The 13,417-nt window shown below is 55.2% G+C and carries 13 protein-coding genes and 2 pseudogenes; 9 read left to right on the top strand and 6 right to left on the bottom strand.

The features are described 5' to 3' along the window. Together QZR17_RS06410 and QZR17_RS06405 are read left to right on the top strand one after the other, a co-directional pair. The coding region (locus QZR17_RS06410) for an IS30 family transposase (RefSeq protein WP_297129110.1) at nt 1-897 on the top strand (897 nt) is incomplete at its 5' end. A 136-nt stretch (nt 898-1,033) separates the two neighbouring features. Next, nucleotides 1,034-2,719, top strand: coding sequence for an alpha/beta hydrolase-fold protein (locus tag QZR17_RS06405; protein WP_297129108.1), 1,686 nt, complete (start codon nt 1,034-1,036; stop codon nt 2,717-2,719). Nucleotides 2,720-2,737: 18 nt separating this feature from the next. Here the strand turns inward: QZR17_RS06405 and QZR17_RS06400 are convergent. Together QZR17_RS06400 and QZR17_RS06395 are read right to left on the bottom strand one after the other, a co-directional pair. Beyond that, nucleotides 2,738-2,918 (bottom strand): annotated as a pseudogene (locus QZR17_RS06400) (tyrosine-type recombinase/integrase); the annotation flags it as partial. Further along, nucleotides 2,914-3,155, bottom strand: a pseudogene (locus QZR17_RS06395) (Arm DNA-binding domain-containing protein); the annotation flags it as partial. The pseudogenes QZR17_RS06395 and QZR17_RS06400, both read right to left, overlap by 5 nt. Nucleotides 3,156-3,660: 505 nt before the next feature. Here QZR17_RS06395 and QZR17_RS06390 point away from each other — a divergent pair. The 4 genes from QZR17_RS06390 to ubiE are packed head-to-tail and all read left to right on the top strand — an operon-like array spanning nt 3,661 to nt 6,840. Continuing rightward, nucleotides 3,661-4,152 carry a thioredoxin domain-containing protein gene (locus QZR17_RS06390; RefSeq protein ID WP_297129105.1) on the top strand — a complete coding sequence of 164 codons (492 nt, stop codon included), beginning with the start codon at nt 3,661-3,663 and terminating at the stop codon, nt 4,150-4,152. Further along, the gene (locus QZR17_RS06385; RefSeq protein ID WP_297129102.1) at nt 4,152-5,117 is read left to right on the top strand and encodes a PhoH family protein; all 966 of its coding nucleotides are present in this window, start codon (nt 4,152-4,154) and stop codon (nt 5,115-5,117) included. The genes QZR17_RS06390 and QZR17_RS06385 overlap by 1 nt, the downstream gene beginning before the upstream one ends. A 45-nt stretch (nt 5,118-5,162) precedes the next feature. After that, nucleotides 5,163-6,116: a phosphoribosylaminoimidazolesuccinocarboxamide synthase gene (locus QZR17_RS06380; protein ID WP_296161422.1), complete on the top strand. Its 954-nt coding sequence runs from the start codon at nt 5,163-5,165 to the stop codon at nt 6,114-6,116. Continuing rightward, a complete protein-coding gene (ubiE, locus tag QZR17_RS06375; protein ID WP_297129100.1) occupies nt 6,106-6,840 on the top strand; it encodes a bifunctional demethylmenaquinone methyltransferase/2-methoxy-6-polyprenyl-1,4-benzoquinol methylase UbiE in 735 nt (244 codons plus the stop codon). Before QZR17_RS06380 ends, ubiE begins: the two co-directional genes overlap by 11 nt. Before the next feature lie 92 nt (nt 6,841-6,932). Here ubiE and QZR17_RS06370 read toward each other — a convergent pair whose 3' ends face one another. Then, complete coding sequence (locus tag QZR17_RS06370) at nt 6,933-7,268, bottom strand: PAS domain-containing protein (RefSeq protein WP_018106925.1); 336 nt, start codon at nt 7,266-7,268, stop codon at nt 6,933-6,935. Between the two features lie 85 nt (nt 7,269-7,353). On the opposite strand from QZR17_RS06370, the gene queF reads away from it, so the two are divergent. Beyond that, nucleotides 7,354-7,830, top strand: coding sequence for a preQ(1) synthase (queF, locus tag QZR17_RS06365; protein WP_297129093.1), 477 nt, complete (start codon nt 7,354-7,356; stop codon nt 7,828-7,830). A gap of 6 nt (nt 7,831-7,836) precedes the next feature. On the opposite strand, the gene rsmH is transcribed toward queF, so the two are convergent. From rsmH to QZR17_RS06350, 3 genes are read right to left on the bottom strand one after another with little or no spacing between them, the layout of a single operon-like run. Further along, nucleotides 7,837-8,793 (bottom strand): 16S rRNA (cytosine(1402)-N(4))-methyltransferase RsmH, encoded by a 957-nt coding sequence (gene rsmH / locus QZR17_RS06360; RefSeq protein WP_297129090.1) that lies wholly within the window; start codon nt 8,791-8,793, stop codon nt 7,837-7,839. Nucleotides 8,794-8,796: 3 nt separating this feature from the next. Beyond that, nucleotides 8,797-9,090: a DUF4286 family protein gene (locus QZR17_RS06355; RefSeq protein WP_297129088.1), complete on the bottom strand. Its 294-nt coding sequence runs from the start codon at nt 9,088-9,090 to the stop codon at nt 8,797-8,799. Beyond that, complete coding sequence (locus tag QZR17_RS06350; protein ID WP_297129086.1) at nt 9,087-10,358, bottom strand: AI-2E family transporter; 1,272 nt, start codon at nt 10,356-10,358, stop codon at nt 9,087-9,089. Before QZR17_RS06350 ends, QZR17_RS06355 begins: the two co-directional genes overlap by 4 nt. A gap of 143 nt (nt 10,359-10,501) precedes the next feature. Between QZR17_RS06350 and dacB the strand changes: the two genes are divergently transcribed. Continuing rightward, a complete protein-coding gene (dacB, locus tag QZR17_RS06345; RefSeq protein WP_297129083.1) occupies nt 10,502-11,917 on the top strand; it encodes a D-alanyl-D-alanine carboxypeptidase/D-alanyl-D-alanine-endopeptidase in 1,416 nt (471 codons plus the stop codon). A 112-nt stretch (nt 11,918-12,029) separates the two neighbouring features. Continuing rightward, nucleotides 12,030-13,403 carry an MATE family efflux transporter gene (locus QZR17_RS06340; RefSeq protein WP_297129080.1) on the top strand — a complete coding sequence of 458 codons (1,374 nt, stop codon included), beginning with the start codon at nt 12,030-12,032 and terminating at the stop codon, nt 13,401-13,403. Nucleotides 13,404-13,417: the final 14 nt, after the last annotated feature.

Here is a 13,417-nt window from a genome sequence, read left to right as displayed (position 1 = left end):
ATTGCACGTCTGATCGGAGTTAGTCCTTCTACCGTCAGCCGAGAGATAAAGAGAAGCTCCTCGAAAACAGGAGTATTCATCCCTGCCCTAGCCAATGAGATGGCTCGGGGAAATAGGGCTCGATCAGCTCGAAACAGGCGGACAAAAAAGAGGTATCGCTATAAGGTGCTTACCTTACTAACCAAGTACCAATGGTCTCCAGAGCAGATATCCGGTACTCTTCGGAAGGAAGGGATCAGCATCTCTCACGAAACTATCTACCAATGGATTAGGAAGAATAAAGCTAGAGGCGGCTCCCTTTACCTTAACTGTCGTCATAAGCTCAAACATCGGAGTAGAGGTCTTTACAAGAAATCCTCTGCCGCTCATATCCCTAACAGAGTCTCTATCCATCAGAGACCTACGGAGGTCGATGGGAAGAGATTTGGGGACATTGAGATGGATACCATTGTTGCCAAAGGACAGAAGTCTGCCATCCTTACCCTTGTCGAGAAATCTACCAACTTGTGTTTCATCAAGAAAATTGATGGGGGTTTTAATCCAGCGGCAGCTGCTAAAGCAGCTATCTTGCTGTTGCTCCCCTATAAGGATAAACTCAAGACTATTACTACCGACAACGGGTTTGAATTTAGAGATCACGACACAATTACTCGTGTGCTCGGTATTCCGGTCTTCTTTGCCGACCCCTACGCTTCTTGCCAAAAGGGGGCCATCGAGAATACCAACAAACTCATCAGACAATACATCCCTAAAAAATCTGATCTCTCTGACTTCGACGACGATCGACTATTTGAAATCCAGACTTTACTCAACAACAGACCCAGGAAGAAACATGAGTACATTTCCCCTTTCAAACTTTTCGCCCCATTCTTCCTCCCTGTTGCACTTCGTCCTTGAATCTACGTCTCGCAATCGCTCGGTATCTCTTTCGAAATAAATCGAGTACATTTGCGTTATCAGGACAAAGCAACATCTTCCGCAAGCGAAATCCTCCGACTTCGGAAGAGAAAACAAAGGAGGAAGAAGACTCAATATGAAACAACGAAAACTAAAGTATATCATCCTTTTTTATGTGTTTGTATGTATTCCTTTACATGGGCAAGAGAATTATTCCAAACTAACGGAAGAGGCTTTGGAAGCTATGTGGCAGGCGAAAGATGCCGTAGGCTACAAAAAATCTCTTGATATGTACGAGCATGCCTTTTTTCTTTTTCCTGACAGTATAGATGAAGTTGGATTGTACAAGGCTTCAGTTCTTTCATCCGACCTAAAAGAGTATGACAAGGCTTTCAAGTATCTAACTCTTTTATTTGAGCTAAAGCCTACTCTTCCTTTGGAACCGAACTGGAGTTATATCCTTGGAGATGCGTCTGAAAATGAGTATAAGAATTTGCTCTCAGATGTAAGGTGGAATGATTTGAGACAAAAAGCCCTGGAAGCCAAACAAACATTTTATAAAGAACTGAGCGTAAATGAAGAGGAATTTTATGCTTCCAATAATGTTCCGCCACAAAAAGGGAAAGATGGGAAAACTCTATATGAAGAAATCAGAAAGAAAGACGGATATTTACCCAAGAAAAGCCAGAATTACTCTATTTCATTTGCAATAAATGATTCGGTCAAAACTTCATTTTTTGTACATCTTCCCCCAAAATACAACCCTAACAAGGGCTATCCTCTGCTATTCTTTTTACATGGAGCAGTTAGATATAATCGGTTGTCTGATTATCAACTTGCTTCTTGGGTGCTGTATGATTGGAATAGATATTACACGAAGTACGCTGAAAGGAATGATGTAATATTGGTCTTTCCAAAAGGTAGTAGAGACTTCAATTGGATGACTCCCGATAACGGCTTCTTTATAATTCCTAAGATAGTTACACTGGTCAAAAAGGCACTCAATGTAGATGATGATAAAGTGTTTATTTCAGGACATTCTAATGGGGCAACAGGTTCTTTCTCGTATTTAATGAAACAGCCAACTTTATTTGCAGGGTTCTACGGCTTCAATACTTATCCTAAAGTCTTTACAGGAGGAACTTTTGTAGAGAATATTAAAAATCGTTCATTTATCAATATCTCAACAGATGAGGATTACTACTATCCACCTAATGCAAATGACGATTTCACTCAACTGATGAATAGTATCAATGCCGATTACAAAGAATATCGCTACAATGGGTTTCCACACCAATTTCCTCAATTCGATGAATCAGAGTCTGCCTATGAAATTATATTTGCGGACCTTCTTGAGCGACAAAGAAATCCTTTTCCCAAAGAAATATCTTGGGAGTTTGACGATGAATGTTACGGAGAGATTGATTGGCTTTCAAATATTAAGCTCGATACGTTAGCAGTGAAAAAAGACTGGCATATAGTAAAGAACTTCAAAATCAATCATTGGTTAGGATATAACGAAAAGGATAGTCTTGTTGTTAGAGATGTGAATAAAATGGCTTTTGATTTCCCTCGTAAATCAGGCAAGATAATAGCAAAGTATAATGATAATGTCTTCAGAATAGAAACCTCTTGTATAAAATCTTTCTCGGTGAACATATCTCCAGAAATGATAGATACAGAAAAGAATGTACGGATATATCTAAATGGGAAATTGTGTTTTAATAAGCGGATTGAATATGACACGGATTTTATGTTGCAGAGATTCAATACAAGCCAAGATAGAATTCAAGTTTGGATAAATCAAATTCACATACAATAAACCTAAAAAGAACTTATTTCACAAAAATGGAGTAAGTTCTTTTTGTTTAGCCTTATCCTTTCTATTATCGTATCAACCTGTCCATGTTCTTTGCAATCTTTTGGTCGGTGATTTGGGCGTAGATTTGCGTGCTGGCAATAGACGAATGCCCCATCATCTTAGCAATGCTCTCGATAGGCACACCAGCCTCTAGCATAAGCCGACTGCGCCGATAGTAGCAAGCGTTCCAACTTGCCATTCGTTGCCACAGCTTCACGGCTCTTGCCGTTCAGCCTGCTCTCACGAGCATTCCACAGCTTGGGGTCGCACGACAGCTTACAGCTGAACTGAGCGATGGTTCGCCCATAGGTTATCCGCCCCATAATCGGAGCTAGTTCCGACCTGTCCAATCCGCTCTTTTTGAGGTAGAGCACACCTTCATTTTGTCTGTTTGCATACGCTTCTGTTTTTATGGGCAAAGTTACCCGTTACCGAAGCGTTCTCAGCTACGCAAAGCGTTGTATATCAGAGCAACAGCCCCAGAAATACAGAGAGTTCACTTACCGAATACACTTCCGTCAGTTACCTGCTCCTACCTCTTCGTTACCATTCGGAGAATGGGCTAACGATTTGGTAACGGCACTTCTGCACAAATCCACGCTTTCTGCACTTTACCTCGCAGCGCAAATCACAGAGATATCGTGCAAATCCCTCCCATTTCCATCTACTTACCCGCAATTCTCTCCCTAATGCCCTTCCCCCTAATAGTTCCCCCTCCCCTCTGGGGAAATTCTTTTACCGGTAAAAGAAAACTCTAATACCGATATTAGTGAACTCTAATATCGGTATTAGTCGCGCCTAATATCGGTATTAGATTTCTGCCAGAGGGAGGGTGGGGCAAAATAGTCCCCCCTTACCTATTTCTTGTTATCTTTGTCCCACACAAGAGACAACTCACTATAATGAAAAAGATAAGCCTCTATATAGCCCTTCTGGGCGGCATCCTCCTTGCCCTCCTGCTCTCCGGCTGCAAGCCGATGCAGGACCCCGAGGAGAAGAAGACTGAGGGTCGGCCTGCCGACCTGACGATGCAGGACTTTGACCAGCTGGTCACCTACTACGACCTGGTGCAGATCAAGCTCAGGAAGCCACGCCCCACGATCATAGAGGTCTACCGACCCGACTGCCCCGCCTGCCAGAAGCTGATGCCCCATATGGAGCAATTTGCTGAGGAGTACCGGGGGCGGGTGGCTGTCAGCTACCTCAACTCTCGGCTCAGTAAGGATATACGCCAGATCATCAAGAAGCTCAATATCCAGCAGGTGCCCACCCTCCTCTTTATCCACAGCAATGGCAGTTACGTCACCGTACGGCCTATGAGCGAGTGGACTGAGGATGAGATAGATGAGCGCCTACGGGCTGAGGCCGATCGTATGATACAGAGCTACAAGTGATGACAGAGCACATCTACCTCATCGAGGAGGCTGATCCGGTCGTCTTCTTTGGCACCAATAGCAGCAACCTCACGCTCCTCAAGGATCTCTACCCTAAGCTCCGCATCATGGCGCGCGGGTCGGTGATCAAGGTGATGGGCGCCGAGGAGGAGACCGAGGAGATCCTCAAGGTGCTCCACCAGCTGGAGAAGTACGCTGCGCGATTTAACAGCCTCCCCGAGACCGCTGTCCTCGAGATCGTCAAGGGCCAGTCCCCCGATCGGCAGAGCGGCGACGGGGTGATCCTCTACGGCGCCTATGGTCAGCCGATTACCCCGCGCAGCACCCACCAGCAGGAGATGGTGCAGCTGGTCGACCGGCACGACCTCGTCTTCGCTACCGGTCCCGCTGGCACCGGCAAGACTTTCCTCGCCATCGCTATGGCGGTGAAGTTTCTTAGGGAAAAGAGAGCCCGCCGGATCATCCTCTCGCGCCCTGCCGTGGAGGCGGGCGAGCGACTCGGCTTCCTCCCCGGCGAGATGAAGGATAAGCTCGACCCCTACCTGCAGCCCCTCTACGATGCGCTGATGGAGCTGGTCCCGCCCACGAGGCTGCACGACTATATGGATACCGGCGTGATCCAGATCGCCCCGCTCGCCTATATGCGCGGCCGCACGCTCAATGACGCCATCGTCGTCCTCGATGAGGCACAGAATACCACTACGCACCAGATGCGGATGTTCCTCACCCGGCTCGGTAGCGAGGCGAAGATGATCGTCACCGGCGATATGTCGCAGGTCGATCTCCCCCGTGGCGTCACCTCCGGTCTCCGAGAGGCTGACCGGCTGCTCCACTCGATAGAGGGCATCGGCTGGATAGACTTTGAGCGAAGCGACATCATGCGTCACGGGCTGGTGAAGAAGATCGTCGCCGTCTACGAGCGGGCGGACCGCAAGCGGGGAGCCGCGAGGGAGGAGAAGGAATAGAGACTCTTTTTACTACACACAAATACATAACGTTTCCATACAATCATGGCACAAGCACTTACCCATACCGACCTCAAGCTGCCGGGTACGACTCATGTCTTCCACGGCAAAGTCCGTGATGTATACACCCTCGACAACGGCCTCCTCGTGATGGTCGCCACCGACCGCATCTCCGCCTTTGACGTGATCCTCCCCAAGGGGATCCCCTTCAAGGGCGAGATCCTCAATCGCATCGCTGCTGCCAATCTCGATGCCACAGAGGACATTGTCCCCAACTGGAAGATCGCCACACCCGACCCCATGGTCACCATCGGTCACGCCTGCGAGCCGTATAAGCTCGAGGTGATCGTCCGTGCCATCCTCACCGGTAGCGCATGGCGCGCCTACAAGGCCGGCGAGCGCAACCTCTGCGGCGTGATCCTGCCTGAGGGGATGAAGGAAAATCAGTACTTCGATCACCCGATCCTCACCCCCACCACCAAGGCCGACTCCGGGCACGACATGAATATCACCCCCGACGAGATCGTGAAGCAGGGGCTGATGACTGCCGAGGAGCTGAAGACCATCTCCGACATTGCGCTCCGCCTCTTTGAGCGCGGCAGCGAGCTGGCGAAGAAGAAAGGGCTCATCCTCGTCGACACGAAGTACGAATTTGGCAAGAAGGACGGCAAGATCTACCTCATCGACGAGATCCACACCCCCGACTCGAGCCGCTACTTCTACGCTGACACCTATCAGGAGCTCTTTGAGGCCGGGAAGCCTCAGCGCCAGCTCTCCAAGGAATTTGTCCGCCAGTGGCTCATCGACCACGGCTTCCAGGGAGAGAAGGGTCAGCAGGTGCCGGAGATGACCGACGCCTACTGCGACAGCGTCTCGGAGCGCTACATCGAGCTCTTCAATGACATCATGGACGAGCCCTTTGAGCGTCACGAGAGTGGCGACATCGAGAAGCGTATAGAGACCAACGTCACCGACTGGATCCGGCAGCATGGCAAGTGAGCCGAGACGCGAGAGTCCCGCTTTCTCCACCCAGGTGCGGCAGATGTTTGACCACATTGCGCCGCAGTACGACCTGCTGAATAAGCTCAACTCGCTTGGCCTCGACCGCTACTGGCGCCATGTGCTGGTGCAGTCTGTCGCCGGCAGTCGCCCGAGGCAGATCCTCGATGTGGCGACCGGCACGGGTGACGTGGCGATTGCGCTGGCGCGTGCCTGCCCCGAGGCGCAGGTCACCGGTATGGATCTCTCTCGGGAGATGATGGCTGTCGGAGTACGCAAGGTGGAGGCTGCCGGTCTCGCTGATCGGATCGGATTTGGGGTCGGTGATGCGCTCGACATAGACCTGCCTGACGAGGCTGTCGATGCGGTCACGTGCGCCTTTGGCGTCCGCAACTTCGCCTCCATAGAGCAGGGGTACCGGGAGTTTGCCCGCGTGCTGCGCCCAGGTGGCGTCGTCGCTGTGCTCGAGCTGACTGAGCCGGAGAGTGGACTCCTCCACACCGGCTACCGGCTCTACACCCGGCTCTACCTCCGGCGGATGGCGCAGCGCTACTCCGAGGATCCCGAGGCATACGACTACCTTCTCCACTCCATCGCCCGCGTCCCCGCGAGAGAGCGGATGACTGCCCTCATGGAGCAGGCCGGACTGGAGCAGTGTCGCTACCGCATCTTTTTCCCCGGCGTCTGCGGCCTCTACCTCGCCCGCAAGCAAGGCGCCCGCTGATCCCCTTTTATATACAAAGAGCGGCTCCACCGAGATCTCATAGGAGATGCCGGTGGAGCCGCTCTGTAGAGGGTGGCTGTGGGGTCAGTGCATCACTTGCGCACGTAGTGCTGCATCGGCTCGTCGGGCAGGATCATCGAGAGCTCGATGAAGCCAGCGTACTCGCCGTCCTGGTACCAGGGGATCTGGTAGATGAGCTTTTTCTTCCCCTTCTTGTCGATGGTGTAGACGTGCTTGAGCTCCTCGGTCATCATCTTCTGGAGGAGTGAGCGGGCAGGCTCGGGGTGACAGTCGAGGACGTTGAAGCCGATGAGGTCGCGTCCATCGGGGCAATTGACCTGGCGAGACTGCTGATTCATCTCGATGATCTTCCCCTCCTTGTCGCAAATAGTGACGGATATATCCGCCTCGTCAAAGTACTTAAGCATAATAGTGGTGACTAAGTGTTGTGTCGCAAAGGTACCCACACTTGGAGATAAAATCGCTACTTTTGCCCCATAACGAATGATCCTTATGACAGCACATAGAGACAAAGAGAGAGAAGAGGAGGGGCTGCAGCTGCTCCGCCCGCACGATACGCACTATCCGGAGGACTACGATCCGTCGGTGCTGGAGACGTTTGTCAATAAGCACCCGGACAACGACTACTGGGTCCGCTTCAATTGCCCTGAGTTTACCAGCCTCTGCCCGATCACGGGGCAGCCGGACTTTGCCGAGATCCGGATCAGTTACATCCCAGACGTGCGGATGGTGGAGAGCAAGGCGCTGAAGATCTATCTCTTCTCCTTCCGCAACCACGGGGCTTTCCATGAGGACTGCGTCAATATCATCATGAAGGATCTGATCCGCGTGATGGACCCGAAGTACATCGAGGTGACGGGGCTCTTCACGCCCCGAGGCGGCATCAGCATCTACCCCTACGCCAATTACGGCCGTCCAGGCACCCGCTACGAGCAGCTGGCGGAGCGCCGTCTCGAGGCACACGAGTAAGCTTTTTTACTCTGAGACCAGCTCGGCGGCACGGAGCTTGGCGGAGCGGACGCGGGGATTGCGCTCTATCTCCTCGTCTGAGGGGATGATCGGCTTGCTTGAGAGCGGTCGGAGTGGCGCCCTGAGGTTGCCGTAGAGGTCCGTCTCTCGGTCGCCCGCTACGTTGCCGTACCGGAAGAAATTCTTCACCGGGCGATCCTCGAGCGAGTGATAGGTGAGGAAGACCGCCCGCCCGCCGGGAGCGAGCAGGGTCGGGAGCGACTCTAAGAGCGCATAGAGGGCGCCCATCTCGTCATTCACGGCGATGCGCAGTGCCTGGAAGACCTGCGAGAGCACCTTATTCCGGAGCTTCTTATTCCTCTCCGGTGCGATCGGGCTCAGCGCATCGATCAGCCCCTTCATCGTCTCCAGCTCGCCCCGCTCGGCAGCCTGCTTGATCAGCGTGGCGGCGCGGCGGGACTGCTGCACCTCACCGTAGGTGTGCAGCAGCGTGGCGAGCTCGGTCCACTCCAGCCGGTCGATCAGCTGACGGGCGGTCTCACCGGCGGACTGATTCATCCGCATATCTATCGGCGCATCGTCGTAGCGGAAGGAGAAGCCTCGCCCCTCCTCGTCAAAGTCGTGCGACGAGACTCCGAGGTCGGCGAGCAGACCATCGATGCGGGGCACGCCGAAGTAGGTGAGGAAGCGGGAGAGGTAGCGGAAGTCGGTCCGGACAAAGGTGAAGCGCTCATCGCTGATGTCGCACCGGTCGCGCGCATCGAGGTCGCGGTCGAGACCGAAGAGGTGTCCCTCGGGTCCCAGCCGGCTCAGGATCTCCCGCGAGTGCCCGCCGCCGCCAAAGGTGGCATCGACGTAGATCCCATCAGGGTCGGTGATCAGGCTGTCGACGGTCTCCCGCAGCAGTGCCGGCACATGATAGACCCCTGCTGTCGTGGGGCTGCTGCTCCTCTCCTCACTCATGGGTCACTCCAGCACCTCCAGCTTGGTCATAAAGGGGAGCACCCTCCGCGGATAGGTCTGCATCAGTCGGTGCAGCTCGCGATCCTCCGTGAGCCTCAGCTCCTCCAGTAGCTCCCGCCGGTCGCCCTCGAGCTGAAGGGCATACCCTCCCTCATCGGGCAGGCGGAGGAGCCGGACAGCCGTCACTCCCTCGTAGTCCCGCCAGGCGGGCAGTAGCCGCTCTCGGAGGTAAAAGAGGACCTCGTCCAGCAGCTCCGGCTCGCAGGAGAGCGTGATATTGTAGATGTAGCAGCTCATTTCTCCTCGGTGGTGTAGCTCTCATCGATGTCCTCCTGTGTCGTGACGACGATGGGATTGCGACCATCCTTATTCATACTGAGGAGCCTATCGGCGCGCTCTCTCTCGAAGCGCTCCTGCGCTTTTTTCTGCGCCTTCTCCTCCTTCTTCGTCAGTTTCTCCTCACTGAGGGTATAGAGTGGTATCGGCTCGCCGACCACGTATTTCATGTAGAAGTAGTAGATCACCATCGTGAAGGGGAGGGCGAAGAAGATACCGATCGCCCCGAGGAGGAATCCCCAGACGGCCAGCGAGAGGATGATGATCGATGCGCGCATGCCGAGGCTCTTCTGCATGATCAGTGGTCGGAGCACGAAGTCCTGCAGCACCTCCGAGACCATCATGATGGCGACGGCGATCAGCAGCACGACCCAGAAATTCTGCCCCGTGGCTACGGACTGCAACGCACAGCAGAGCACGAGAGGCGGGTAGCCAACGATCTGGAGATAGGGGACAAAGTTGAGGATCCCGATCAGCAGTCCGAGGGTGATCCCCATAGGCATGCCCATAAGTCCAAAGCCGACGGCGAGATAGGCGGCTATGATCAGTGCGATCAGACCCTGACCACGTATGTAGCTATTGACGTAGACATTGATCACCTCACCGGCCTCCATGGCGTAGTGGCGGATCTTGTGGGGGAATAGGTGGTAGAGCCCGTGGATCAGCACCTCATAGTCGAGGAGGATGAAGAAGAGGTACATCACGAAGAGGAAGACCACGGTAAAGCCGCTCACTATCCCCATAGCGCTCGAGAGCATATCCCAGCCCGCCGAGGCAGCCTGCATCAGGTAGTCGAGGATCTCCTTGATCTCAAAGTGCTGGAGCCACATATCGAGATTGAGGGCATTGGCGACATCGGTGCGGTACTGCTCCGGCACTATCGCCAGAAGTACCTCCGCATCGGTGTAGCGCGAGATCAGGCTCCATCCCTTGCTCACCTCGTTGATCACAGATGGGATGACAAAGGCGAGGAATCCCCCGACGATGAGCAGGAAGAGCAGTACCACCAGCGTCACTGACCAGCCTCGCTGCCGTATGTGCCACTTCCGCTCGAAGTAGTGTACCAGCGGCATCAACACTGCTGCGGTGATCCAGGCGAGGACAAAGGGCCAGAGGATCACCTCGAGTGAGCCGACGAGATAAATCGCGAGCGCCATCACTGCGATCGCAAAGAGGCATCGGACAGTCCGATCTAGAGTAAATTCTTTTCTGAAAAAGTTTGTCAGCATAAACGAGTCGCGAGGTTTCCTCGCTCGGAGGAAGGGAAATTTTGTCTATCTTTATACCTATATGAACGACCTCAATGCAGGAGGTCCCCCATAAGTGGATGCGGATGTCGTGTGGCATCCACGCCACAAAGATACCATTTTCCATGAGACGCTTATCTCTCTACTTCCTCTCCCTCACCCTCCTATCCACCCTTGCGGCGCAGTCCGTCCGGGTGCCTGCCGTCATCCCTGAGCTGCTCGATGACACTGCCTGGGGCCTCAGCGTCCGCGACGTCTCCACAGGGCTGCAGGTGGTCGACCTGCAGGCAAGTCACCTCCTCACCCCCGCCAGCACGATGAAGATCATCTCCACCGCTGCCGCCTACCGGATCCTCGGCCCCGACTACCGCATCCCGACCGAGGTGATGATGACCGGACCCGTGCGGGACGGTGTGCTGGAGGGCGACCTCTGCCTCGTGGGGCACGGTGACCCGACGATTGAGTCCAAATATCTCCCCAGGGATGAGCGCTGGGCGCTCTATGACGAGATCACCGCTGCCCTCCGCGAGCGAGGCGTCAGCCGGGTCACCGGCTCGGTGCTGGCGCTCTCCGACCGGCGGGACTTCCAGGCGGTCAACCCCTACTGGTCCGCTGTCGATATGGGCAACTACTACGGCGCGGGCCACTTTATGCTCAATGTGCTGGACAATACCTACTACCTCAGCTTCCGAAACTACGGTCGGGACTTCAGCGTCTCGCCCGAGGTGCCGGGGCTTAGGCTCGTGGGACTCTACGCCCGTACCTCACGCATCACCTCCGACTCGCTTTACGTCTCCTCCTTCCCCCTCTCCGATGGCTCCCTCGCCATCACCGGGGCCTACCCCTCGCGAGCCAAGAGCCTCGGCATCCGTGGGGCGGTCCCCGACCCACCCCTCCTCCTTGCCAAGCGCGTACGTGACCGGCTGCGACGTGACGGCATCACCGTCGACGGCGACTACCGCACCGTGGCACAGCTCCCCCGCGGAAGTGCCCGACTGATGACGCACTACTCACCACAGCTGAGCGAGATCATCAGGCTGACCAACCACCTCTCCATTAATATGTATGCTGAGGGGTGCCTCCGGCTGATTGCCGACAGGATCCCTGCCCTCCCCGGGGAGACCGTGACGGAGACAGCCATCCGCGCAGTGAGAGACCACTGGGCCTCGCAGGGCATCCCCGGTGCCCTCCTCGAGATGTACGATGGTAGCGGACTCACCAGAGCCAATAAGGTGGCCCCCGCCTATATGACTGATCTCCTCACGAGGGTATGGCGCGAGACGGATGGCGTCGGCTTCCCCCAGTTGCTCCCCGCCATCGGTCAGGAGGGGACCCTCAGGCTGCTCCTCGCCGGCACCCGGCTCGAGGGTGCGGGACGGATGAAGAGCGGCAGCATCCACGGGGTCACCTGCTACGCCGGATACATCACCCACGGGGGTAGGACCTATGCCGTCTCCGTGATGGTCAATAACCACACCATCCGACACAGCGAGGTGCGAAGAGCCATCGGTGATCTCCTCCTCGCCACCTTTGTCCTCTGAGGAGGGGGAAAAAGGTCACAAAAGGGAGCAGACACCCCTAGCCTGACCTGTCATCTCTCTGAGGGTGCGCTGGCAATAATGTGTACCTTTGTGTGGAAGTAAAGGAAGATCTATGCAGGCAGACTCAGAGACACTACTCCGGAGAGAGATCCCCGACACCTCACTGAGGAGACTCCTCCGGCTCTCCGGGCCGGTGGTCATCTCTCTGATGGCGCAAAACCTCATCGGTGTCATCGACACCGCATTCCTTGGTCGTCTCGGGGTGACAGAACTGGGTGGTGCCTCGATTGCTGCGCTGGTCTACTTCAGCATCTTTACCATAGGCTTCGGTCTCGCCTCCGGCACGCAGATCATCATCAGCCATAAGTATGGCGCCGGCCAGTACCGCTCCATCGGTAACGTCCTCGGCAATAGTATCATGATGCTCCTCGGGGCGGCGATCCTCGCGATCGTGCTCGCGATGCCGATAGGGCGATGGGCTTTCGGCACGCTGCTCACGAGCAAGGCGGTGGGAGCGGCGGCGATGGAGTACTGGGACTACCGGATGCTCGGCTTCATCTTTATCTTTATCTCCTCCTCGATGCGGTCCTTCTTTGTCGGGATAGGGGAGACGAAGGTGCTGACCTACAATTCCCTCGTGATGTCGGTCGTGAATATCGTCCTCGACTGGGCGCTGATCTTCGGTAACCTCGGGCTCCCCGCGCTGGGCGTCAAGGGCGCCGCCATCGCCAGTGTCTGCGCCGAGGGCGCCTCCCTCATCTTTTACCTCCTCTATATCCGCACCCGTGTGGACCTCAAGAAGTATGGTATGGATATGCGGGATATGCTGCGCTGGGATGGCTCAGTGGCGCGCTCGCTGCTCCATATCTCCTACTTCCTGATGCTGCAGGCGCTGATGTCTCAGAGCGTCTGGACGCTCTTCTTCTTTATGCTCGAGAGCCTCGGGGAGATGTCTCTCGGTGTCGCCTCGATCTCGCGAAGCGTCTACAATGTCCTCTTCATCCCGATCATCTCTTACGGCACCGCTGTACGGACCACCACGGGGCAGCTGATGGGTGCCGATGCTGCGGACGAGATCGCACCCTACCTGCACCGGGCGAGCCGTCTCTCCCTCGGCACAGCGGCGGTACTGGCGGCACTGGTCTCCCTCTTTGCCTCCTCCGTCCTCCGTGTCTTTACCGACGACCCGGCGCTGATCACGGCGGCCGTGCCATCGATGCGCGTACTCTGCCTCTCCTTTGTCATAGCGAGTGTGGGGAATATGTACTTCCATGCCGTCGGCGGGGTGGGGTCGACGCAGAAGGTCTTCCGCATCGAGCTCACAGGCAATATCTTTTACCTCCTCTATGCCGTGGCGATGGTCTACCTGCTCCGCGCACCCATCGCCGTCTGCTTTACGGTGGAGGCGATCTACTTCGGCATCATCGCCGTCCGCAGCTACCTCTTTATGCGCTCGGGGAAGTGGCGCGGGGTGCATCTCGTGTGAGGGCGGAGATAAAT

This window comes from uncultured Porphyromonas sp., from assembly GCF_900541275.1.
Taxonomy (GTDB): domain Bacteria; phylum Bacteroidota; class Bacteroidia; order Bacteroidales; family Porphyromonadaceae; genus Porphyromonas_A.
This window is presented reverse-complemented; position numbering and strand designations above follow the sequence as displayed.